At 68.5% G+C, this 21,694-nt stretch carries 19 protein-coding genes; 3 read left to right on the top strand and 16 right to left on the bottom strand.

The genetic code is table 11. The features are described from left to right. Positions 1-37: 37 nt before the first annotated feature. Both I6I07_RS28550 and I6I07_RS28545 read right to left on the bottom strand, forming a co-directional pair. Positions 38-1,318 carry a TRAP transporter large permease gene (locus tag I6I07_RS28550; RefSeq protein ID WP_054432376.1) on the bottom strand — a complete coding sequence of 427 codons (1,281 nt, stop codon included), beginning with the start codon at positions 1,316-1,318 and terminating at the stop codon, positions 38-40. Between the two features lie 30 nt (positions 1,319-1,348). Then, the gene (locus I6I07_RS28545; RefSeq protein ID WP_054432375.1) at positions 1,349-1,891 is read right to left on the bottom strand and encodes a TRAP transporter small permease; all 543 of its coding nucleotides are present in this window, start codon (positions 1,889-1,891) and stop codon (positions 1,349-1,351) included. Between the two features lie 133 nt (positions 1,892-2,024). Here I6I07_RS28545 and I6I07_RS28540 point away from each other — a divergent pair, with 133 nt between their 5' ends. After that, the gene (locus I6I07_RS28540) at positions 2,025-3,050 is read left to right on the top strand and encodes a LacI family DNA-binding transcriptional regulator (protein WP_198487710.1); all 1,026 of its coding nucleotides are present in this window, start codon (positions 2,025-2,027) and stop codon (positions 3,048-3,050) included. A gap of 8 nt (positions 3,051-3,058) precedes the next feature. Here I6I07_RS28540 and I6I07_RS28535 read toward each other — a convergent pair whose 3' ends face one another. The 11 genes from I6I07_RS28535 to I6I07_RS28485 form a co-directional block, all read right to left on the bottom strand. Continuing rightward, the gene (locus tag I6I07_RS28535) at positions 3,059-3,955 is read right to left on the bottom strand and encodes a DMT family transporter (RefSeq protein ID WP_198484636.1); all 897 of its coding nucleotides are present in this window, start codon (positions 3,953-3,955) and stop codon (positions 3,059-3,061) included. A gap of 8 nt (positions 3,956-3,963) precedes the next feature. After that, the gene (locus tag I6I07_RS28530; RefSeq protein ID WP_198484635.1) at positions 3,964-5,022 is read right to left on the bottom strand and encodes a histone deacetylase family protein; all 1,059 of its coding nucleotides are present in this window, start codon (positions 5,020-5,022) and stop codon (positions 3,964-3,966) included. 16 nt (positions 5,023-5,038) lie between these two features. Then, positions 5,039-5,359: a cupin domain-containing protein gene (locus I6I07_RS28525; RefSeq protein WP_006387975.1), complete on the bottom strand. Its 321-nt coding sequence runs from the start codon at positions 5,357-5,359 to the stop codon at positions 5,039-5,041. Positions 5,360-5,386: 27 nt separating this feature from the next. Then, on the bottom strand, positions 5,387-7,021 hold the full coding sequence (locus tag I6I07_RS28520; protein ID WP_198484634.1) for an ABC transporter ATP-binding protein: 1,635 nt from the start codon (positions 7,019-7,021) through the stop codon (positions 5,387-5,389). A 9-nt stretch (positions 7,022-7,030) separates the two neighbouring features. Further along, positions 7,031-7,870: an ABC transporter permease gene (locus tag I6I07_RS28515; RefSeq protein WP_006394041.1), complete on the bottom strand. Its 840-nt coding sequence runs from the start codon at positions 7,868-7,870 to the stop codon at positions 7,031-7,033. Further along, positions 7,867-8,874, bottom strand: a complete 1,008-nt coding sequence (locus tag I6I07_RS28510) for an ABC transporter permease (RefSeq protein ID WP_061071784.1) — start codon at positions 8,872-8,874, stop codon at positions 7,867-7,869. Before I6I07_RS28510 ends, I6I07_RS28515 begins: the two co-directional genes overlap by 4 nt. A 91-nt stretch (positions 8,875-8,965) precedes the next feature. Continuing rightward, positions 8,966-10,540: an ABC transporter substrate-binding protein gene (locus tag I6I07_RS28505; protein ID WP_198484633.1), complete on the bottom strand. Its 1,575-nt coding sequence runs from the start codon at positions 10,538-10,540 to the stop codon at positions 8,966-8,968. Between the two features lie 191 nt (positions 10,541-10,731). After that, positions 10,732-12,231 (bottom strand): aldehyde dehydrogenase, encoded by a 1,500-nt coding sequence (locus I6I07_RS28500; protein WP_198484632.1) that lies wholly within the window; start codon positions 12,229-12,231, stop codon positions 10,732-10,734. 14 nt (positions 12,232-12,245) lie between these two features. Next, positions 12,246-13,487, bottom strand: a complete 1,242-nt coding sequence (locus I6I07_RS28495) for a Zn-dependent hydrolase (RefSeq protein WP_420094531.1) — start codon at positions 13,485-13,487, stop codon at positions 12,246-12,248. Positions 13,488-13,505: 18 nt separating this feature from the next. After that, positions 13,506-15,221, bottom strand: a complete 1,716-nt coding sequence (locus I6I07_RS28490; RefSeq protein ID WP_198484631.1) for a thiamine pyrophosphate-binding protein — start codon at positions 15,219-15,221, stop codon at positions 13,506-13,508. Between the two features lie 101 nt (positions 15,222-15,322). After that, complete coding sequence (locus I6I07_RS28485; protein ID WP_198484630.1) at positions 15,323-16,057, bottom strand: FadR/GntR family transcriptional regulator; 735 nt, start codon at positions 16,055-16,057, stop codon at positions 15,323-15,325. Positions 16,058-16,355: 298 nt separating this feature from the next. Between I6I07_RS28485 and I6I07_RS28480 the strand changes: the two genes are divergently transcribed. Next, positions 16,356-17,867: a glycosyltransferase family 39 protein gene (locus I6I07_RS28480; RefSeq protein ID WP_232625804.1), complete on the top strand. Its 1,512-nt coding sequence runs from the start codon at positions 16,356-16,358 to the stop codon at positions 17,865-17,867. 41 nt (positions 17,868-17,908) lie between these two features. Here I6I07_RS28480 and I6I07_RS28475 read toward each other — a convergent pair whose 3' ends face one another. Together I6I07_RS28475 and I6I07_RS28470 are read right to left on the bottom strand one after the other, a co-directional pair. Beyond that, positions 17,909-18,208 carry a hypothetical protein gene (locus I6I07_RS28475; protein WP_232625803.1) on the bottom strand — a complete coding sequence of 100 codons (300 nt, stop codon included), beginning with the start codon at positions 18,206-18,208 and terminating at the stop codon, positions 17,909-17,911. A gap of 51 nt (positions 18,209-18,259) precedes the next feature. After that, positions 18,260-19,276 (bottom strand): MerR family transcriptional regulator, encoded by a 1,017-nt coding sequence (locus I6I07_RS28470; RefSeq protein WP_198484629.1) that lies wholly within the window; start codon positions 19,274-19,276, stop codon positions 18,260-18,262. Positions 19,277-19,446: 170 nt separating this feature from the next. Here I6I07_RS28470 and hemN point away from each other — a divergent pair, with 170 nt between their 5' ends. Then, the gene (gene hemN / locus I6I07_RS28465; protein ID WP_198484628.1) at positions 19,447-20,874 is read left to right on the top strand and encodes an oxygen-independent coproporphyrinogen III oxidase; all 1,428 of its coding nucleotides are present in this window, start codon (positions 19,447-19,449) and stop codon (positions 20,872-20,874) included. Positions 20,875-20,927: 53 nt separating this feature from the next. Here hemN and I6I07_RS28460 read toward each other — a convergent pair whose 3' ends face one another. Continuing rightward, positions 20,928-21,662, bottom strand: a complete 735-nt coding sequence (locus I6I07_RS28460) for a response regulator transcription factor (RefSeq protein WP_198484627.1) — start codon at positions 21,660-21,662, stop codon at positions 20,928-20,930. Between the last annotated feature and the right edge of the window lie 32 nt (positions 21,663-21,694).

The following is a 21,694-nucleotide window of genomic DNA, read 5'->3' as shown; positions in this document are numbered from 1 at the left end:
CTGTGTGGCGTCGTGCCGACGCCGCTGTTGGCGGGCCTCAGTGCATCCAGCTCGCGGGGACGGTGATCAGTTCCGGGAAGATCACCAGCAGTACCAGCAGCAGCGTGTAGGCCACGACATAGCGCCAGACGCCCTTGCAGATGGTTTCCATGTTGATGCGGGCGACGCCGCAGACCACGTTGAGTACGGTGCCGACCGGGGGCGTGAGCAGGCCGACGCAGCCGACCATGACGAACATGACGCCGAAATAGACGGGGTCGATGCCGGCCTGGGTGACGACCGGCATGAGCACCGGCGCCAGGATCAGGATGGTGGGCGTCAGGTCCATGACGGTGCCGACCAGCGTCAGCAGCACCAGCAGCGCGAACATCAGCAGCTTGGGCTGGTCCAGCACCGGCTCCAGCAGCGCGATCAGGTCCTGCGGCATATCGGCCAGCGTGATCATGTAGGACGACACCATGGCGGCGGCCACCAGGAACATGACCACGGCGGTGGTGCGGGCGGCGTTGATGAACAGCGGCAGCAGGTGGCGCAGGCCGATCTCGCGGTAGACGAACAGGCTGACGATGAGCGCGTAGACGGCGGCGACCACCGCCGCCTCGGTCGGCGTGAAGATGCCGCCGCGCAGGCCGCCGATGATGATGACCGGCAGCATCAGCGCCCAGGCCGATTCGCGCAGCGCCCGCAGCCGGGCGCGCCACGGCTGGCGCGGCATCGGCTTGATGGCGCCGTGCTTGCGCGCCACCCAGGTCCATACCGCCACCAGCGTCAGGCCCATCATCAGGCCGGGCGCGATGCCGGCGAAGAACAGCTTGGTGATGGAGACGTTGGTGGCGACGCCGAAGATGATGAACGAGATCGACGGCGGGATGATCGGGGCGATGATGCCGCCGGCGGCGATCAGGCCCGAGGCCTGGCCGGCGTCGTAACCTTTTTCGCGCAGCATCGGAATCAGCAGCGAGCCGAGCGCGGCCGCGTCGGCCACGGCCGAGCCGGACAGCGCCGCCAGCAGCACGCTGGCGAAGATGGCGACGTAGCCCAGTCCGCCCTGGATGTGGCCGACGAACATGCTGGCCAGGTTGACGATGCGGCGCGAAATGCCGCCCGCGTTCATCAGTTCGCCGGCCAGCATGAACAGCGGCACCGCCATCAGCGTGAAGCTGTTGGCGCCGGACAGCATGTTCTGCGCCAGGATCTGGGTATCGAAGAAATCGAGTTGGAACATCATGGCGATCGCGCTCAACAGCAGCGCGAACGCGATCGGCATGCCCAGGGCGATGAAGCCCAGCAGCACCAGCAGGAAGACGGTCAGGATCATGGGGCGGGTCCGAGCAGAGGGGCGGGCGGGTCAGACCAGCGGGTCTTCGGGACTGGATTCGGCGGGCAGGGGGCCGCCCGCCAGCACGCGGATCAGGTCGAACAGGGTCAGCAGGCCCATGGCGACGGCGGCATAGAGCGCGGCGGCGTTGAAGACCGCCAGCGGCATCGACGTCACCGGCAGGCGCGTGTCGAGCCCGATCAGGGTCTGCGTCCAGCTGCCGTCGGCCATCAGCCACAGCACCCACAACACCAGCAGCTGGCAGAAGATGTGCGAGACGCGGCGCGCGGCGGGGCCGAAGCGTTCCACCAGCATCGTCACGCCGATGTGCTGGTGATCGCGCAACGCCAGCACCGAGCCCAGGAAGATCAGCCAGACGAAGGCAAGGCGCGAGACCTCGTCGGAGGCGTTGATGCCGGAGTTGAACAGGTAGCGCATGGCGACGTTGCCGAACAGCAGCACCACCATGACCACCAGACAGGCCACCATCAGCCAGGTCTGCAACCGGGCGCACCAGTCGGCCGCGCGCGCCAGCGCGCCGCCGCCAGGCCGCCCCTTTGGGGATCCTTGCATGCTTGTCTCCTCTTTTCCGTTTTCCGGAATTCTTATGGATATCGCGAGGGTAATGTTAGCGCTAACATTTTTGGTTTGGCAAGCCCTGATCTTTAGGTCAGACTACGTGCTCGCCAACCGCCCAGTCAGCTCGATGTCCATCCGCAAGCCCCGCAGCACCCGCGCCGGACGGGTGACCATGCAAGAGGTCGCCGACCGCGCCGGGGTCAGCGCGATCACGGTGTCGCGCGCCCTGCGCACGCCCGACAAGGTGGCCGAGGCGGTGCGCCTGCGCATCGCCGAGGTCTGCCGCGAACTGGGCTACGTGCCCAACCACGCCGCCAGCGCGCTGGCGTCGGCGCGGTCGCAGACCATCGTGGTGCTGATCCCGTCGCTGAGCAATGTGGTGTTCGTGGATATCATCACCGGCATCAAGGACGTGCTGGACGAGCAGGGCTACCACTTGCTGATCGGCGTCACCGGGTATTCGCCCGACGCCGAAGAGGCGTTGCTGCGCAAGTACCTGCAGCATCTGCCCGATGGCCTGATCCTGACCGGCATCGACCACAATCCCGGCGTCTGGGAACTGCTGCGGGCGCAAGCCATGCCTACGGTGCACACGATCGAGACGCTGACGGGCAACGAGGGCATGAGCGTCGGTTTCTCGCAGTTCGAGTCCGGCTATGCCGCCGGCCGCCATCTGGTGGAGCGCGGCCATCGGCGCATCGGCATCGTCGGCGCGCAGCTCGATCCGCGGTCGCTGCGCCGCTGCGATGGATGCCGGCAGTCGCTGCGCGAGGCCGGCCTGTACGATCCCGCGCTGGAAATCATGACGCCCGAGAAGTCCTCGATCGCGTTGGGCGCGACGTTGCTGGAAACGCTGCTGGCGCGGCATCCGGACTGCGACGCCGTCTTCTTTTGCAATGACGACCTGGCGCAAGGGGCGGTGTTCCAGTGCGGCCGCCTGGGCGTGAGCGTTCCCGGCCAGGTGGCATTGGTGGGGTTCCATGACTTCGCGGGCACCGCCTGGACCACGCCGCCACTGTCCACCATCGCCACGCCACGCTACGAGATCGGCCGGGAGGCGGCGCAATTGCTGATGCGCCACCTGGCCGGCCAGCCTATCGCGCAACGCCACGTCGACCTGGGCTTCACGCTGGTGCGGCGCGAAACCACCTGATCCCGGCGTCAGCCGGCGCGCCGCAGCGCCAGGAACACGCCGGACGCCATGATCATGGCGATGCCGGTCAGCGCCAGCCCGTCGGGCGGACGCTGGAACCAGAAGGTGCTGAAAGCCACCGCCAGCAGCAGCTGGAAGTAGTTCAGCGGCGCCAGCGTGGCCGCCGAGACGCGCTGGAAGGCGGCGATCAACAGGATCTGCGCCAGCCCGCTGCAGGCGCCCAGGCCCACGATCAAGGCCATGTCCGTCAGGTCCGGCCAGGGATCCGGCAGGAAGAAGGGCGCGGGCAGGGCCGTGACGATCAGGCAGATGAAGGCGGTGTAGGCGTATTGCACCGGGCCGGCCACCTTGCCCGACAGCTTGCGGGTCAGCACCTGGAAAATGGCGTAGCTGACCGCCGAGACCGCCATCAGCAGCGTGCCCAGCGCCGGCAGGTCGGCGCCCGGCCGCACGATCAGCAGCATGCCGGCAAAGCCGGCCGCCACCGCCGCCCATTGCACCGGCCGCACCCGTTCGCCCAGCAGCCAGGGCGACAGCGCGACCATGATGAGCGGCGAGGTGAAGTAGATGGCCGTGGCCTCGGACAGCGGCATCCAGATCAGCGCCGTCATGAAGCAGGTGCCGACCGTTGCCAGCATCAGGCCGCGCAGGATCAGCAGGGGTTTTTGCGGCGCGCCGCGCAGGTCCGGCCAGCCGTGGCGCCACAGCAGCCCCAGCGCCAGCGTCGCCACGGCGAGATAGCGCATGATGTTCAGGAACGGCGCCGGGTAGCGCATCAGCATCTGCTTGGAACCGGCGTCGAAGGTGGCGAAGGCCACCAGCGCCGCGAAGAACAGCAGGATGCCGGCCTGGCGCGAACCGGCGGCCGGGATGGCGCCGGGCGCCGTGGCGGAGGAGGTGGCCATGGCGTGGCTCAGGCGCGGGCCAGGCCTTGCAGGAACGCGTCCAGCGCCGGGCCGATGGCCTGCACCATGTAGCCGCCTTCCTGCACAACCACCGTGGGCAGGCCCAGGCTGGCGACGCGCGCGCCGATGTCGCGGTAGGCGTCGATGTCCAGCTTCAGCACGCTGATGGGATCGTCCTTGTAGGTGTCGAAGCCCAGCGCCAGCACCAGCGCCTGCGGGCCATAGCCGGCCAGCGCCGCCAGCGCCGAGTCCAGCGCCCGCAGGAACGGGTCGTTGCCGGCGCCGTGCGGCAGCGGCAGATTCAGGTTGCCGCCCTCGCCGGCGCCGTGGCCGCGTTCGTGCGCATAGCCGGTGTAGAACGGGTAGTAGCCGGTGGGGTCGGCGTGCAGCGACACCGTCATGACGTCGGCGCGCTGGTAGAAGATGTTCTGGGTGCCGTCGCCATGGTGCGCGTCGACGTCCAGCACCGCCACCTTGGACCAGGTCTGCAACAGCCGGGCGGCGGCGGCCGCGCTGCTGTTCAGGTAGCAGAAGCCGCCGGCGCGGTCGCGGTGGGCATGGTGGCCCGATGGCCGGCACAGCGCATAGGCCGAGCCGCCGGTGGCGGCCACGTGTTCGGCCGCGGCCACCGCGCTATGGGTCGAGCGCAGCGCCGAGCGCCAGGTATGCGGGCCGATGGGGCAGGACAGGTCGCTCAGGTAGTAGCCGGTCTGCGCCACGATCGACGGCGACGGGCAGGGGCCGCGCCCCGCCGTTTCGACGCGGCCGCTGTAGTAGGGCGACAGGTTCGGCAGCACTTCGGGGCCGGGATCGACGCCCGGGGCCTTGAGCGCCTGCCAGCGGGTGAACGCGGTTTCCAGGTAGTCCAGGTAGTCCGCGCTGTGGATGGCTTCCAGCGGCTGACGGCCGTAGTCGGGCGGCGCCTCGACCGCGATGCCGCGGGCGGCCAGCGCGCCTTGCAGGCTGTGGGCGCGCGAGGGCAGGTCGGTGGGGGCGCTGATGCGTCCCAGCCGCATGAACTGCTGGGGCGTGTGCAGCAGTTGTTCTTCCGAGAAAAACGCCTTCATGGTGTTCCTTTGCGCGTCAGTGCGAACAGCCGGAGTCCGGGGCCTGCCCTGGCTGCTTGATCTCGATCTCGACGAACACGAACTCGGTGTCGCCCGGGTTGATGACGTTGTGCTCCACGCCCACCGGCCGGTAGTAGGACACGCCGGTGGTGAGCTGGCTGGTGACCTGGCCGTTGGGGGTGTCCAGCAGCAGCGGGCCGGTGGTCTGCGGCACCACCACGTAGTTCATGCCGTGACGGTGCCAGCCGGTTTCCCCGCCGGGCGGAAAGCGCCATTCGGTGACGGTGACCTGGTCGTTGTCGATCTGGACGGTGGGCACGGCGGGGGGGCGTTGCATGCGAGTCTCCTGGTGGTGATGGCCGCTTCAGGCCGCGGCCTGCGCCTGGGTCGGATCCCAGTGCTGGCCGGGCACGGCGGCGATGAGTTGTTGCGTGTAGGCGTGCTGCGGGTTGTCGAAAATCTGGCTGGGCGATCCGTATTCCACCACTTTGCCCCGGTGCATGACCAGCACGGAATTGCAGATCTGCGCGGCCACGCGCAGGTCGTGGGTGATGAACACCAGCGCGATCTTCAGGCGCTGCTGCAGGTCGTGCAGCAGCTGCAGCACCTGGGCCTGCACCGACACGTCCAGCGCCGACACCGATTCGTCGGCCACCAGCACCTTGGGCTCCAGCGCCAGGGCGCGGGCGATGCCGATGCGCTGGCGCTGGCCGCCCGAGAACTGGTTGGGGTAGCGGTCGAAGGCGGACGGGTCCAGCCCCACCAGCGACAGCAGCTCGCGCACCCGGGCCTCGGCCTGCGCGCGCGGCACGCCGTTGGCGACCGGGCCGTCGCTGATGATGCGGCCCACGGTATGGCGCGGGTTGAGCGAGGCGAAGGGATCCTGGAAGATCATCTGGATGTCCTTGCGCAGCGGCCGGAAGCGCGACTCCGGCATGGCGGCGATGTCCTGGCCGTTGAAGATCAGCTGGCCGCCGTTGATGCCGACCAGCTTGAGCAGGCACTTGCCGATGGTCGACTTGCCCGAGCCGGACTCGCCGACGATGCCCAGCGTCTCGCCGCGGCGCACGCTGAAGCTGACGCCGTCGACCGCGTGCACCTCGCGCTTGCCGCCCAGCCAGCCGTGGCCGATGACGTAGGTCTTCTTCAGGTCCTTCACTTCCAGCACCGGCCGTTCCTGCTCGGCGGCGGCGCGTTCCTCGCCGCGGCGATGCGGCACCGCCGCGATCAGGCGCTGGGTGTAGGGATGGCGCGGACGGTTCAGCACTTCCTCGGCCGGGCCCTGTTCGACCAGCACGCCTTTCTCCATCACCGCCACCCGGTGCGCGATCTCGGCGACCACGCCGAAGTCATGGGTGACGAACATCACGCCCATGCCCTTTTCCTTCTGGATGCGGGCGATCAGCGCCAGGATCTGCGCCTGGGTGGTGACGTCGAGCGCGGTGGTCGGCTCGTCGGCGATCAGCAGCGCCGGTTCCAGCGCCAGCGCCATCGCGATCATGACCCGCTGGCGCTGGCCGCCCGACAGGCGGAACGGGTAGACGTGGTAGAGCGTGGCCGGATCGGGCAGGCCGACGAAGGCCAGTAGTTCCAGTGTGCGCAGCATGCGTTCCGGGCCGGGGTAGGCGTTGTGGACCCGCATGACCTCGTTGATCTGTTCGCCCACGGTCATCAGCGGGTTCAGCGCCGACAGCGGTTCCTGGAAGATCATCGCCATGTCCTTGCCGCGCATGCCTTGCAGCGTGGCTTCGTCCTGGCGCAGCAGGTCGGCGCCGCGGAACAGGATGCGGCCCTGTTGCGGCGTCAGGTAGTCGGGCAGCAGGCCCATGATGGCGTTGGCGCTCATGGACTTGCCCGAGCCCGATTCGCCGACGATGCAGAGGATCTCGCCGGCGTGGATGTCATACGAGACGTCCTGCACCGCGAACGGGCGGTCGCCGCCGCGGGGCAGGGCGATGCTGAGGTTCTGGATGGACAGCAGGGGCGGGGAAGCGTTCATGCCGGTCTCCTATTCGCCGCGCTTGCGCAGTTGCGGGTTGAGGGCGTCGTTCAGGCCTTCGCCGATCAGGTTGATGGCCAGCACGGTCAGCAGGATCGCCACGCCCGGCCACACGCTCATCCACCAGGCTTCGCGGATCATGGTGCGCGCGGCGCCGATCATGAAGCCCCAGCTCATCTCGTTGCGATCGCCCAGCCCCAGGAAGGACAGCGACGATTCGGTCAGGATGGCGGTGGCCACCATGAACGAGGCCGAGACGATGATGGGCGACATGGCGTTCGGCAGGATCTGCGTGCCGACGATGCGTGCCGGCGTCTGGCCGATGACGATGGCCGCCTGCACGAACTCGCGCTGCTTGAGCGTCATGAACTCGGAGCGCACCAGGCGCGCCGCGGGCGGCCACGACACCACCGCGATCGCGCCCATGATCGAATACATCGAGGGGCTCAGGATGGCCACCAGCACCACCGCCATCGCCAGCTGCGGAATGGTCTGGAAGAACTCGGTGAAGCGCATCAGCAGGTCATCGACGCGGCCGCCGCAGTAGCCGGCGATGGCGCCGACGACGATGCCGAACACCAGCGCCACCGCGGTCGACAGCAGGCCCACCATCAGCGAGACGCGCGCGCCCCACACCAGGCCGGCGGTGATGTCGCGGCCCAGCATGTCGGTGCCGAACGGGTAGGCGGCGTCGGTGAAGGGCGGGATCAGCGGATCGGCCACCATCATCCAGGGCGAATCCTGGTACAGCAGCGGCGCGGCCAGCGCCACGATGACCACGGCCAGCACGATGGCCAGTCCGGCCACCGCGCCGTAGTTGCGCATATAGCGTCGGGCGAATTGCTTCATGCCGAGGCTCCTTGTTGCGCGCCCGCGCCGATACGCGGATCGATCAGGCGGTACAGCACGTCGGTCAACAGGTTGAACACCACCACCATGATCGAGGTCACCAGGAAAATGCCCAGCAGCAGCTGGTAGTCGCGCTGCAGCAGCGCATCGAACATCAGCCGGCCGATGCCCGGCCAGGCGAACACGGTTTCGGTCAGCACCGCGCCGCCGGCCATCTGGCCCAGCTGGATGCCGGCGAAGGTGATCACCGGCAAGAGCGCGTTGCGCAGCACGTGGGCGCGGATCACTCGGCTGGGGCTGACGCCCTTGGCGCGCGCCGTCTTGACGAAGTCCATGCCGATCACTTCCAGCATCGAGGCCCGCGTCAGGCGCACGTACACCGCCATGAAGAAGCAGCCCAGCGTCACCGTCGGCAGGATCAGGTGCTGGGCGATGTCGCCCGCACGGGCCCACCCGGTCAGGCCGGCGCCCACGGTCTCCATGCCGAACGCCGGCAGCCAGCCCAGCACCACCGAGAACAGCAGGATGCCCATCAGCGACAGCCAGAACAGCGGCGTGGCGTATAGCAGCAGGGCGCCGGTCATGACCGAGCTGTCGATCCAGCGGCGCTTGTTGCGGTAGCGCGCCTTGGCCGCGACCACGCCCAGCAGCACGCCCAGCACGATCGAGAAGACGAAGGCGCAGGACATCAGCAGGAAGGTGGCGGGCAGGCGCTCGACGATCAGGTCCAGCACCGGCACGTGGTTGCGGTAGGAAAAGCCCAGGTCCAGCTGGACCACGCCCTTCAGGTACAGGAACAGCTGCGTCAGCACCGGCTTGTCCAGCCCGAACGCGACGCGCAGTTGCTCGACGTAGGCGGCATCGCCCGCGCCGGCCTGCCCCGCCAGCACGGCGGCGGGGTCGCCGGGCGCCAGGCGGATCAGGAAGAAATTGATGATGACCACGCCCAGCACGACCACCAGGGCCTTGCCGATGCGCGAAACCAGGAAAGACAGGAATTTCATGCTGTGGGTCCTCCGTGGACGGGCGCGGACGTCCGTCGCGCGGCCGGGCGCCGCGGGCGGGCCGGATGGCGCCGCCCGCGGCTTGCGGCGTTTACTTCTCGATGTAGACGTCGTCGAACGACTCGTTCAGGCCGATGGCCGTCCTGACGAGGTTCTTGACGTTGGCGCGATACAGCGTGGGGAACTCCATGTCCACCAGGAAGCCGTTGGCGACTTCATTGACCAGCGTGGTCTGCAGCTGCGTGTAGAGCGCCTGGCGCTTGGCCGGATCGACTTCGGACGCGGCGGCTTCCCACTGCTTGTCGGTCTCGGGGTTGCTGTAGCCCTGCACGTTGGCGAACGGCGACCCCTTGACGATGTTGGACGAGATGTACAGGCGCTGCACGCCCAGCGCCGGATCGCCGTACTGGTAGGTGAAGTTGGTGGTCAGGTCGAAGTCCCAGTTGCCGGTGCGGCTGGCCCAGCCGCCGGCGTCGGTCGATTCCAGGTTGACCTTGAAGCCCAGCTGTTCGAGCGCCTGCTTGGTGTATTCGCCCAGGCGGTCCCAGGTCGAGCCGTAGGGGAAGCTCAACTGGCGGATGGTGTAGTCGCCGGGCTTGATGCCCGATTCCTTGATCAGCTCGCGCGCCTTCTTCATGTCGAACGGCATCGGCGGCATGTTCTTGTCGTAGAACATCTCGGTGGTCACGAACGGGCTGGTCGAGACCTTGCCCAGGCCGAAGAAGATGTTGTTGACCACCATGTTGCGGTTGATCGCGGCCATCACCGCCTGGCGCACCTTCAGGTTGTCGAAGGGCGGCTTGCGCATGTTGAAGATCAAGTAGGCCTGGGGCGAGAACATTTCCCAGCCGGCCGTCGTGTATTCGACCTTCGGCAGGGCGCGCAGGCGCTTGATGTCGACGTTGTCGACGTCGCCGCCGCGCAGCACGTCGACGCTGCCGCGCTCGAACGCCACCGCGCGCGAGGCCGCGTCCGGGATCACGTTGAACACCAGCTCATCCAGGTAGGGCTTGCCCGGTTTCCAGTAGTCGGGGTTGCGCACCAGCTTGATGTACTCGCCGCGCTTCCATTCCTTGAACATGAACGGGCCGGTGCCGATCGGCTTCTGGTTGGCCGGATTGGCCATGTAGTCGGTGCCGGCATAGATGTGCTTGGGCATGATCGGCGCGAAGCCCGGCTCGAACATCAGCATGAAGGCCGGGAACGGCGACTTCAGCTTGATGACCACGGTCTTCGGGTCGGGCGCCTGCACCGAATCGACGAACTTGTTCAGGATGACGCGGGCCCGCGCATGGGTCTTGGGCAGCATGTCCGCCAGCGTGAAGACCACGTCGTCGGCGGTGAACGGCTTGCCGTCGTGCCACTTGACGTTGTCCTGCAGGTGGAAGGTGTAGGTCAGGCCGTCGGCCGCCGCTTCCCACGACTTGGCCAGGCCGGGTTGCGGCTTGAGGTCGGTGGTGTAGGTCAGCAGGCTTTCATAGATCTTGCCGGCGACGAACTGGGTCGGCCCCTGCTGGTTGATGGCCGTGACGATCACGGGCGGTTCGGGCTGGACGATCATGTTGAGCGTGCCGCCCTTGGTCTGGGCCAGGGCCTGCGTGGCGGGCAAGGCGGCCGCCAGGACCAGGGCGCCGATGCTGAGGGAGAACCAAGTCTTCGATTTCACTGCGAGCCTCCGGGCTGGAAGAGGGTTGTCAGGTGGCCGCGCGTCACGCGGCGTGTGCCGCTTAAGACAAGCAAACCTCGTGCCACCTGTTTCTCGGGGAACTGCGGGGTGGAGCTGCTACAACAATGCTTCGTATGGGTGCAGGCAAGGCGCCGCGCACCAATGCGGCGAACGCCGAGGTGCATGCGGTGCTACAGGCTGATGTCGATCCAGGTGGTTTTCAGGTCGCTGTACTTGTCCAGCGCGTGCAGTGATTTGTCGCGGCCGAAGCCCGATTGCTTGACGCCGCCGAACGGCACGGTGATGTCGCCGTCGGCATAGCAATTGATCCACACCAGGCCGGCGCGCAGGCGGCGCGACAGGCGGTGCGCGCGGCCCAGGTTGGCGGTCCAGAGCCCGGCGCCCAGGCCGTACGAGGAATCGTTGGCCAATGCGATGGCTTCGTCTTCCGTATGGAAGCGCTGCGCCGCCAGCACCGGGCCGAAGATCTCCTCGCGGATCAGCGCGCTGGACGCATCGGCGCAATCGAAGATGGTGGGCTCGATGTAGAAGCCGCCGCTGTCGGTGCGCACCTGCCGTCCGCCGATGCGCAGCGTCGCGCCCTCGGCCTGGCCGGCCGCGATGCGGGCCATCACCGAACGCGTCTGGCGCTCGTCGACCATGGCGCCCAGCGCCGTGGCCGGATCCAGCGGATTGCCCGGCCGCATCTCGGCCGCATGCCGGGCCACCTTCTCCATGAAGGTGTCGTAGATGGCGTCGTGCACGTACAGGCGCGAGCCGGCGATGCAGACTTCGCCCTGGTTCGAGAAGATCGCCAGCGCGGCGATCTGCGCGGCGCGGTCCAGGTCGGGACAGTCCTCGAAGACGATGTGGGGCGACTTGCCGCCGCATTCCAGCCAGACGCGCTTCAGGTTGGATTCGCCCGAATAGCTCATGAAGCGCTTGCCGGTGGCGGTGGAACCGGTGAAGGCCACGCAGTCGACGTCCGGATGCAGGCCCAGCGCGCTGCCGGCGACCGGGCCGGTGCCGGGCACCACGTTGAACACGCCGGCGGGAATGCCGGCCTGCTCGGCCAGCGCCGCCAGCCGCAATGCGCTCAACGACGACTGCTCGGCCGGCTTGAGGATGACGCTGTTGCCGGCGGCCAGCGCCGGCGCGACTTTCCACGCCGCCATCAGCAGCGGGTAGTTCCACGGCACCACCGCCGCCACCACGCCGAGCGGTTCGCGCGTCACGGTGGCGAGCGCGTTGCCGCCGGTGGGCGCGATCTCGTCGTAGCGCTTGTCGATGGCCTCGCCGTACCAGGCATAGCAATGCGCGGTCTCGGGCAGGTCGAAGGCCAGCGCGTCGCGGATCGGCTTGCCCATGTCCAGCGTCTCGATCAGCGCCAGTTCCTCGCTGTGTTCGGTGATGAGCTGCGCCAGCCGCACCAGGCGCGCCTTGCGTTCGCGCGGCGCCAGGCCGGACCAGACGCCGGCTTCGAAGGCGCGGCGGGCGGCCGCCACGGCGCGATCGACGTCGGCCTGGCCGCAGGCGGCCACGTCGGCCAGCTTGCGGCCGTCGATCGGGCTGGTGGCCGCGAAGGTGGCGCCATCGGCGGCATCGGCGTAGGCGCCGTCGATGTAGGCCTGGCCGCGCAGCGTCAACGCGTCGGCGCGGGCTTGCCAGTATTCGAGGGTATGCAGGGTCATGACGTGTCCTCGGTTCAGCGCGCGGCGTTGGCGCGGGCCACCATGGCGTCCAGCAGCACGTTGCAGCCGGCTTCCAGGTGCGCGGGCTGCGCGTCCTCGATTTCGTTGTGGCTGATGCCGTCCTTGCACGGCACGAAGATCATGGCGGTGGGCGCCACCGCGGCCATGTAGACGGCGTCGTGGCCGGCGCCGGTGACGATGTCCATCGCCGGCAGGCCGCGGCGGGCGGCGCCTTGCCGCACCTTTTCGATCAGGTCCGGATCGAACGGGGTGGGGCGGAAGTACTGCACGTCTTTGACGTCCACCTGCACGCCGTGTTTTTCGGCGATCTCGCGGCAGGCGTCGCGCCAGGCCTGGTCCATGCGCGTGAGGGTGGCTTCGTCTTCGTGGCGCAGGTCGGTGGTAAAGCGCACCTGGCCCGGGATCACGTTGCGCGAGCCGGGGTGCGCGTGGATCTCGCCCACCGTGCCGCGCCCGTGCGGCTGGTGCGCGTTGGCGATGTTGACCACGGCCTGCAGCAGATAGCTGGCGGCGAACAGCGCGTCGCGGCGAATGCCCATGGGCGTCGGGCCGGCGTGCATTTCCATGCCGGTCACGGTGACGTCGTACCAGCGCAGGCCGAGCGAACCGGTCACCGCGCCGATCACTTTCTCTTCGTGCTCCAGGATCGGACCCTGCTCGATGTGGGCCTCGAAATAGGCATCCACCGGGCGGCCGCCGACCGGCTCGGCGCCGGCGTAGCCGATCGCCTGCAGCTCATCGCGCACCGCCAGGCCCTTGGCGTCGCGCGCGCTCAGCGCCGTCTCCAGCGAGAACTTGCCGGCGAATACGCCCGACCCCATCATCACCGGCACGAAGCGCGAGCCTTCCTCGTTGGTCCAGATGGCCAGTTCCAGCGGGGCTTCGGTCTGCACGCCGGCGTCGTTCAGCGTGCGCATCACTTCCAGGCCGGCCAGCACGCCGAAGCAGCCGTCGAACTTGCCGCCGGTGGGTTGCGTGTCGATGTGGCTGCCGGTCATCACCGGCGCCAGCGCGTCGTTGCGGCCGGCGCGGCGGGCGAAGATATTGCCCACCTGGTCCACGCGGATCGTCAGGCCGGCGTCGCGCATCCAGCCGGTGACCAGGTCGCGGCCCTGGCCGTCGAGCGCGGTCAGGGCCAGGCGGCAGTTGCCGCCCTTGGGCGTGGCGCCGATCTCGGCCAGATCCATCAGGGATTGCCAGAGCCGGTTGCCGTTGACGGACAGGGATGAAGTCATGGTGATCCTCGTTCGGTGTTAGTGGGTGGAGGCCGCGGCCTGGCGCGCCAGGGCGGCCTCGCGGATGGCGGAGAGCGTTTGGCCGGGGGCGATGCCGTCGGCGTCGTAGCGGATTTCCAGCAGCGCGGGCCGGTGCTCGCGCTCGGCGTAGGCCAGCGCGCGGTCGAATGCCGCGCCGAAGTCCTCGGTGCGTTCGACGGCCTCGCCGTAGCCGCCGTAGCCGCGCACGATCTGGGTGAAATCGGGGTTCTCGAAATCCAGCGCGATCGGGCGGCCGGGGAACTCGCGTTCCTGGTGCGCGCGGATCGTGCCCCACATGCCGTTGTTGAACACCAGCACCACGATGCCCAGCCTGTACTGCTGGGCCACGCCCAGTTCCTGCAGGTTCATCTGGAAGCAGCCGTCGCCGGCGTAGCAGACCACGGTCCGGTCGGGGTGTTCGAGCTTGGCCGACACGGCCGCCGGCAGGCCGTAGCCCATCGACCCCACGGTCGGCGCCAGGCTGGTGCCCAGGCCGGTGAACTGGCGGTAGCGGTGCGGATACAGCGCGTAGTTGCCCGCGCCCACCGTGATGCAGGCGTCCGGCGCCAGGCGCTGGTTGACCAGCGCGGCCACGGCGTCCAGGCCCAGCGGGCCGGGTGACGGCAATGGATTGAGCGAATCCAGGTATTCGGCGTGGGCCGCGCGCACCGCCGCGCCGCGCGGCGTGGCGTGGGCCGGTTGCAGCGTGGCCAGCGCCTGCGCGAAGCCGGCCACGCTGGCGGCGATCGCCTGGGTCGGGGCGTAGACGCGGCCCGGCTCCTGCGGATCCGGGTAGACGTGGATCAGCGCCTGGCGCGGCAGCGGGCTCTCGATCAGCTGATAGCCTTCGGTGGTGGCCTCGCCCAGGCGCGTGCCCACCGCCAGGATCAGGTCGGCCGTCTGGATGCGCGCCCGCAGCGCCTCGGTCATGCCCCAGCCCATCTGGCCGGCGGCGTTGGGGTGGCGCTGGTCGAAGCACTCGAGCCGGCGCCAGGCGGTGGCCACTGGCAACTCGAAGCGTTCGGCGAAGGCGGCGACCTGCTGGATCGCATCGGCGTTCCAGCCGCTGCCGCCCACCACCATGACGGGCCGCTCGGCCTGGTCGAGCAACTGGCGCAGGCGGTCCAGGTCGGGTTGGCCGGGGCTGGCGGCGACGCGCTGGTAGCGTGGCATGTCGGCCACCGTGGCCGTGCCCCACAGCGTGTCTTCCGGCAGCGCCAGCACCACCGGGCCGGGGCGGCCGCTGGTGGCGGTGGCGTAGGCGCGCGCCACGAATTCCGGGATGCGGTCGGTGCGGTCGATCTGCGCCACCCACTTGGCCATCTGGCCGAACATGCGGCGGTAGTCGATCTCCTGGAAGGCTTCGCGTTCGTAGAAGTCGTTGCCGACCTGGCCGACGAACAGGATCATTGGCGTCGAATCCTGGAACGCGGTGTGCACGCCGATGCTGGCGTTGGTGGCGCCCGGGCCGCGGGTGACGAAGCAGACGCCGGGTTCGCCCGTCAGCTTGCCATGGGCCTCGGCCATGTAGGCGGCGCCGCTTTCCTGGCGGCACACCACCGGCTCGATGGCGCCGCGGTGCTCGTTCAGCGCGTCGATGCAGGGCAGGTAGCTCTCGCCCGGAATCATGAAGATGCGGCGCGTGCCGTGGATGCGCAGCTGCTGCATCAGGATCTGGCCGCCGTTGCGCGGCAGGGGGGATACAACCGTCATGCAAACACTCCCGGGATGGGCTGTCCGCGCCGGGCGCGGGCTTGGGGTTCGTGGCAAGGGGGGGGGGCGGACGGCGCCGCCAGTGGGTTGGCGCGCGGGGCCTAGATATCGGGCCGGATGCTCCCGTCGTCGTCGCCAAAGTCTTCCCGCAGACGGGCCAGGATGCCGATCAGGTGCGCATGCATGGCATGGCGCGCGCGGATCGGATCCCGCGCCAGGATGGCGGTCAGGATGCGCTGGTGCTCGGCGTGGGCAACCGCCCACACCTTGGTGTTGACGAAGTAATCCTGCATGCGGCTGAACACCGGGCTGGCCAGGCTCAGGCTCCACAGGTGGGCCACCGAGGCCGCCAGCGCCGCGTTGCCGCAGGCGGCCGCGATGGCGCTGTGGAATTCGCGGTCATGCCAGCCCGGCGCGTCCGTCAGCGACATGGCCTCGTGGGCGGCGCGGATGGCGGCGAGCTGCGCAGCCGAACCCTGCTGCGCCGCCAGCGCGGCGCATTCGGGTTCGATCAGCATGCGCGCTTCCAGCAGGTCGAAGGGGCCGATGTCGTCCTGCAGCGGCGCCGCCTGGCCGGCCACGGAGGGTGCTGCGCTTTCACGGGTGGCGGTGACGAACACGCCGGTGCCGACGCGCACCTCGACATAGCCTTCGATTTCCAGCGCGATCAGCGCCTCGCGGATCGAGGCCCGGCTGACCTGTAACTGTTCGGCCAGTTCGCGCTCCGACGGCAGCCGGCCGCCGCGCGGAAAATCGCCCGCGCGGATCCGTCCGGCGATCTGGTCGGCGATCATGCGATAGAGGCGGGTGACGGCAACGGCTTGGAAGGTGTTCATCGTGGTATTACGGTACGTATGGTCTGGTGGTCAGGCCACTAATATAGGCAGCGTCTCTTTGAAATAAAAGTAAAAATCGCTCTATAGAGGGAAAACGATCAGAGGGATTCCCCCTCTTCTTATCTAGTGGTCAGGCCAGTTAGGCGGCCTTGCCCTGGCTGCCGCGCTTTACAGTTTTCGAACAATTGCCGGACAAATTCATCGACGTCGTGACATGGTTCGAACCCGATAATCCCTTCGTCCCGGAATCCGGGGAAATCGGGCGGGGCTTTGCGTACGCCAAGACTGGGAGTGTGGCGTGCGAGGGGATGGCGACGAGGGCTGGAAACCGGACCCATGGCGGGTCGGCATCGGCATGCTGGTGTTCGCGGTGGCCTGGCTCTGGCTGATGGACCGGGCCGTGCTGGCGCCGCCGACCGACAACATCGAGCAACTCATCTGGGTACGCAGCCTGGAATGGGGCTACTACAAGCATCCGCCCCTGCCAACCTGGCTGCTCTGGCCGGTGGTGCAACTGCTGGGCGGGACCGCCTGGGCCACCTATGTCATGGGCGCGGCCTGCGCGCTGGGCGCGTTCGCGCTGATGTGGCGTCTGCTGCGCGACATGCGCGGCGAGGCTCACGCCGCGATCGCAGCGCTGGCGGGCCTGTGTGTCACCTTCTATAACGGCCGGCTGTATTTCTACAACCACGAGATCGTCCTGATCCCGCTGGTGGCAGGCTGCGCGCTGGCCTGTTGGAAGGCCTACACGACCCGCAAGATCGGCTGGTGGGTCGTACTGGGCGGGTGCCTGGGGCTGGGGGCGCTGGCCAAGTACCAGATCGCGGTCGCCGGGCTGGCGGTGGTGGTGTTCTGGTGCGTGCGCCGGGCCTGGCGCGATCCCATGCACGTCTTCGGCCTGCAGGTGGCGGGCCTGACCGCGCTGGCGGTGTTCTCGCCGCACCTGGTCTGGCTGATCCAGCACGATTTCGAGCCGCTGAACTACGCCATGTCGTCATCGTTGGCGGCCGGCCTGCCGTGGCTTGCCCGGTGGCATGAGGTCGCCAGGTGGTGGGGCGACCAATTGCTGAACCGGGCCTTGCCGGCCTGGCTGTTCCTGGCGGCGCTGTGGCTGCTGGGCCGCCGTGAACGGCGGCGCCTTGCCGCGTCACTCAACGCTACCGCGACGGCGACCGCGACCGCCTGTGCCACCGCCGGCGACGCGGGGCGCACCCTGCTGCTGTCGTTCGGCCTGACGCCGTTGGTGTTCGTCAGCGTCATGGCGCTGATCTCGGGATCGCACATCCAGCTGCACTGGGGCACGCCGTTCCTGCTGTTCATCGTGCCGGCCGCGATGGAATGGGCGCGCGCGGCCTGGAGCGCGCCTTTCCGGCCGCGCCGGGCGCTGCTGGTATTCATCGTCATCCAGCTGATGCTGATGCTGCGGGTGGAACTGACGGCGCCCAATGGCCTGGGCCTGTTGCGGCGTCCGACCGACTGGCGCTATTTCGATGCGCAGGCGTTGGCCGACGCGCTGCATGCCCGCGCCGTGACCGCGCTGGGCGGGCCGGTCCGGGTCATTTCCGGTCCCTGGGAAGAGTCGGGCGCGTTGTCGCTGCGGTTGCCCGAAAGGCCGCTGGTGCTGATCAACGGGCAGCCGCGATTCAGCCCGTGGGTCGGCGCCCACCTGGTGGCCGATTGCGGCGCGCTGGAGCTGAGCAAGGCGCGGGTCGCGCCCGACGGATTCGAGCCGGTGGGGCCCGCATTTCCCAATCTGCACTGGCGCGTCAAACCGCCTGCCACGGCCTGCGACGCCGGCCCCGCGCGCTAGCGGGGCCGAGGTGGGGCGGCGATGGCCGCGCCGGCAGAGCCTTACGTGCCGTCGTCGTCCGGTTCGGGCGTCTGCGTGAAGGCCCGCACCAGGCGCGCGATGCCTTCCAGTTCGTCGTGCGCGCCAAGCGCCCATTCGGGTTTTTCGAAGGGGCTGTCCGACGGCGTGTTGTCCAGGTTGGCTTTCAGGTCGTCCAGCAGTTCCAGCGCCATGTCGGTGGCCTGGGGGCTGCCGCGGGTGGACAGGGCGATGGCGATCGCCATCGCCTGGCGCAAGGCGAGCAGGCGGCCGTCGAGTTCGGTTTCCACGGGGATGTCCTTGTAATGGAGGAATCCCGGCATTTTACGGGGCGCCGGCCGGCGCCGGCGCCCCGCGGGTCCGAGCGCGATACCTTACTCGGGCGTCATTGCCTGCCGCAGGAACGCCAGGGTGTCCGGCGTGACCCAGGTGCCCGCCAGCAGTTCGGGTTCCTGGGCCATGGCGCGGCGGAATTTCTCGTGCGTGGCGGGGTTGTCGCCCGCGTACGAACGGAACAGTTCCAGCCAGCGCCGCGCCAGGGCCCGCGACGCGGGCGCCTCGGGCGCGTCGCCATTGGCGATGGCGCGATGCACCTGCGCCACCAGCGGCATCCATTCCTTCACGCGCTTGCCGTAGTTGGCGCGCAGATGGGCGATTTCATCGGCGGCCAGGTACTTTTCGTACAGGCGCATCTTGGTCTCGGCGAACGCCGCGACGATGAAGTCGACCATGGCCGGCGTGACGCCCTGGTCCTGCTGCAGCGCCGGTTCGCTGCTGAACATATGGTCCAGCCGCGCCGCCAGTTCCGGGTTCGACGCCGTGTCGTGCTCGAGCTGCAGCATCCAGCGGCGCGCCAGGTCCCGGGCCTGTTCGTCGGCGGGCGCCATGCCCGCGGCCAGCGCGGCGGCGGCTTCGCGCGCGAGCGCGGCCCAGCGTTCCTGGACCCCGCTGTCGGGCGCGAAATAGGGCAGGGTGCGCAGTTCGTGGTCGGTAAAGTACTTGTCGTACATGGTCATCAGCTCCAAAGTTTGCAACCAGTCGGCAAGGTCGGGCGTGGCGCCGCTCGCGTGCTGCGTCCGCAGGCGCAGCAGCCGGTCGCGCAACCTCGCGGTCTGCGCCAGCTGATGTTCCAGCATGTGGATCTGCTGGTCGATCACGCCCGCCAGCGACACGTCCGGCCTTGCCAGGAGATCTCCGATGTCCGCCAGCGGCAGGCCCAGGCGGCGTAGCGCCTGGATCTGGTGCAGCCGCGCGATGTCGTCGCGGTTGTACAAGCGGTAGCCGGCATCGGAGCGTACCGACGCGACCAGCAGCCCGATGCTGTCGTAATGGTGCAGCGTGCGCACCGTGAGGCCGGCGCGCCTGGCCAATTCACCCACTTTCAACAACATGCGGAGCTCCTGTTCGAATCGTGACGGGGCTGATGGTGGAACCTGACGCGACGTGAGGGTCAAGCGCCGTGCGCGCAAGCTTATCGCGGGTTGCGTCCCCGCTTGGGATGGGGCGGCGCGTTTGCGCAAGATCAAGGCGGGTGGGGCGGCACAGGCGAATAATTCGAGGTATGCAAGCCGCCCTACGCCCAGCCTCCGCCGACCCTGCGGCTTCCGCCGCCGAACCCTTCTTTCCGCCGCAGTTGCTGGCGCGCCTGGACAAGAACGGGCCGCGCTACACCTCCTACCCCACGGCGGATCGCTACCGCGGCGATTTCGGCGTCGAACAGTACCGCCAGGCCCTGCGCCAGCGCCGCGATTCCTGTACCACCGAGCCGCTGTCGCTGTACGTGCACATCCCGTTCTGCGATTCGGTCTGCTACTACTGCGCCTGTAACAAGGTCGTGACCCGCCATCACGACCGCGCCGCCCGCTACCTGGACGCGCTGGCGCGGGAAATCGCGCTGCACGTGGCCGAGCTGGGCCCGGACGTGCCGGTCTCGCAGTTGCACTTCGGCGGCGGCACCCCCACGTTCCTGTCCGACGAGGAACTCGACCGCCTGATGGCGGACCTGCGCGGCGCCTTCCGCTTCGAGCCCGATGCCGAAATCTCCATCGAGGTCGATCCCCGCACCGCCACGCCGCAGCGGCTGGAACGGCTGCGCAAGCTGGGCTTCAACCGGCTCAGCTTCGGGGTGCAGGATTTTGATCCCAAGGTGCAGGTGGCGGTCCATCGCGTGCAGTCGTTCGAGGACGTGCGCGACCTGATGCAAAGCGCCCGCGCGCTGGGCTACGCCTCGATCAACGTCGACCTGATCTATGGCCTGCCGCTGCAGACCACCGAATCGTTCGCCCGCACCATCGCGCAGGTCAGCGCGCTGCGGCCCGACCGCATCGCGCTCTATGCCTACGCCCACCTGCCCGAACGCTTCAAGCCCCAGCGCCGCATCAATCCGCTGGACCTGCCCGACCGCGCCACGCGTGTCGGCCTCTTGAGCGCCGCCATCGAAGGCTTCCTCAAGCAGGGCTACACCTACATCGGCATGGACCATTTCGCGCTCAACACCGACGCCTTGGCCATCGCCAAGCAGCGCGGCGAGCTGCACCGCAATTTCCAGGGCTACAGCACCCAGCCCGACCGCGACCTGATCGCGCTGGGCATATCGGCCATCGGCCGCATCGGCAATACCTATAGCCAGAACGCCAAGGACCTGGATGGTTACTACGCCGCCATCGAGTCCGACCGCTTCGCCACCGAGAAGGGCCTGGCGCTCAGCGCCGACGACCTCGCGCGGCGCGAAGTCATCATGGACATCATGTGCCAGGGGCGGGTGGATTTCGCCCGGGTCGAGGCGCGCCATGGCCTGCGGTTTGGCGACTACTTCGGGCCCGAGCTGTCGCAGGTGGCCAACCTGGCCGAACTCGGCCTGGTCAATCTGCGGGCCGGCGAACTGCGCGTGACCGGCCTGGGCTGGTACTTCGTCAGGGCCGTGGCCATGGCGTTCGACGGCTATCTGCGCACGGTCAGCACCGGCGCCAGCTATTCGCGCATCATCTGAGGCGCCCGCCGCCTCGCCGTGAAACGGTGGCCGACCGCGCGTCGGCCACGTTGCTATTCGGCGAATTTTTCCCGCAGGTACAGGGCCAGCGCCAGGTCATCCGATAGCTGCAGCTTGCGCATGGCGCGGCGCTTGTGGGTGCTGACGGTCTTCTTGCTGCGCTTGAGGCGCATCGCGATCTGCGTGACCGACATGCCCTGGCTGATGTGGCGCAGGACTTCGACCTCGGATGTCGTCAGCAAGGCGTGCGGCGGCCGCGGCGACACCGGCCGGATCTTGCCTTCGTGCACCGACAGGAATGGGTTCTTCTTGCTGAGGACGCCGTGGATCATTTCGGGCAGCAGCAGCATGCCCCATTGCTTGGCCAGATAGCCGTTGGCGCCGGCACGGAAGGCGGCGTACTGGGTTTCCTGGCGGTTGCCGGCCGAGAACGTGATGATCGCCAGATTCGGGTGATAGCGTCGCAGCCGGCGCAGGTAGTTGACGCCATCCCACGGTTCCTGCGGCAGATAGAAGTCGACCAGGGCGATGTCGCATGGCGTGATCGCCAGCTTGTCGAGCAGCCGGCGGGCGGAGGTTTCCTGGTGGATGACGCGGAAGCCGGGGCGGGCGTCGAGGTAGGCGCCCAGGCCCAGCGCCACGACGGGGTGGTCGTCCAGGATCGCCACCCGGATGACGGGGGGCGGTCGTGACAGCAGCAGGTGCTTGCGGGAATTGGGGCGGTCAACCGCATCGGGGGATCGCGGCTCGGACGAGACGGCGTTGTCCGGCGCTGAGGGAGTATTCATCTAGGCTCCACAGAATGGAAAGGCACACATCG

It is taken from the genome of Achromobacter deleyi (genome assembly GCF_016127315.1).
GTDB lineage: Bacteria > Pseudomonadota > Gammaproteobacteria > Burkholderiales > Burkholderiaceae_B > Achromobacter > Achromobacter insuavis_A.
Note: the sequence above shows the minus strand (reverse complement) of the source record. Positions and strands in the feature narration are given on the sequence as shown.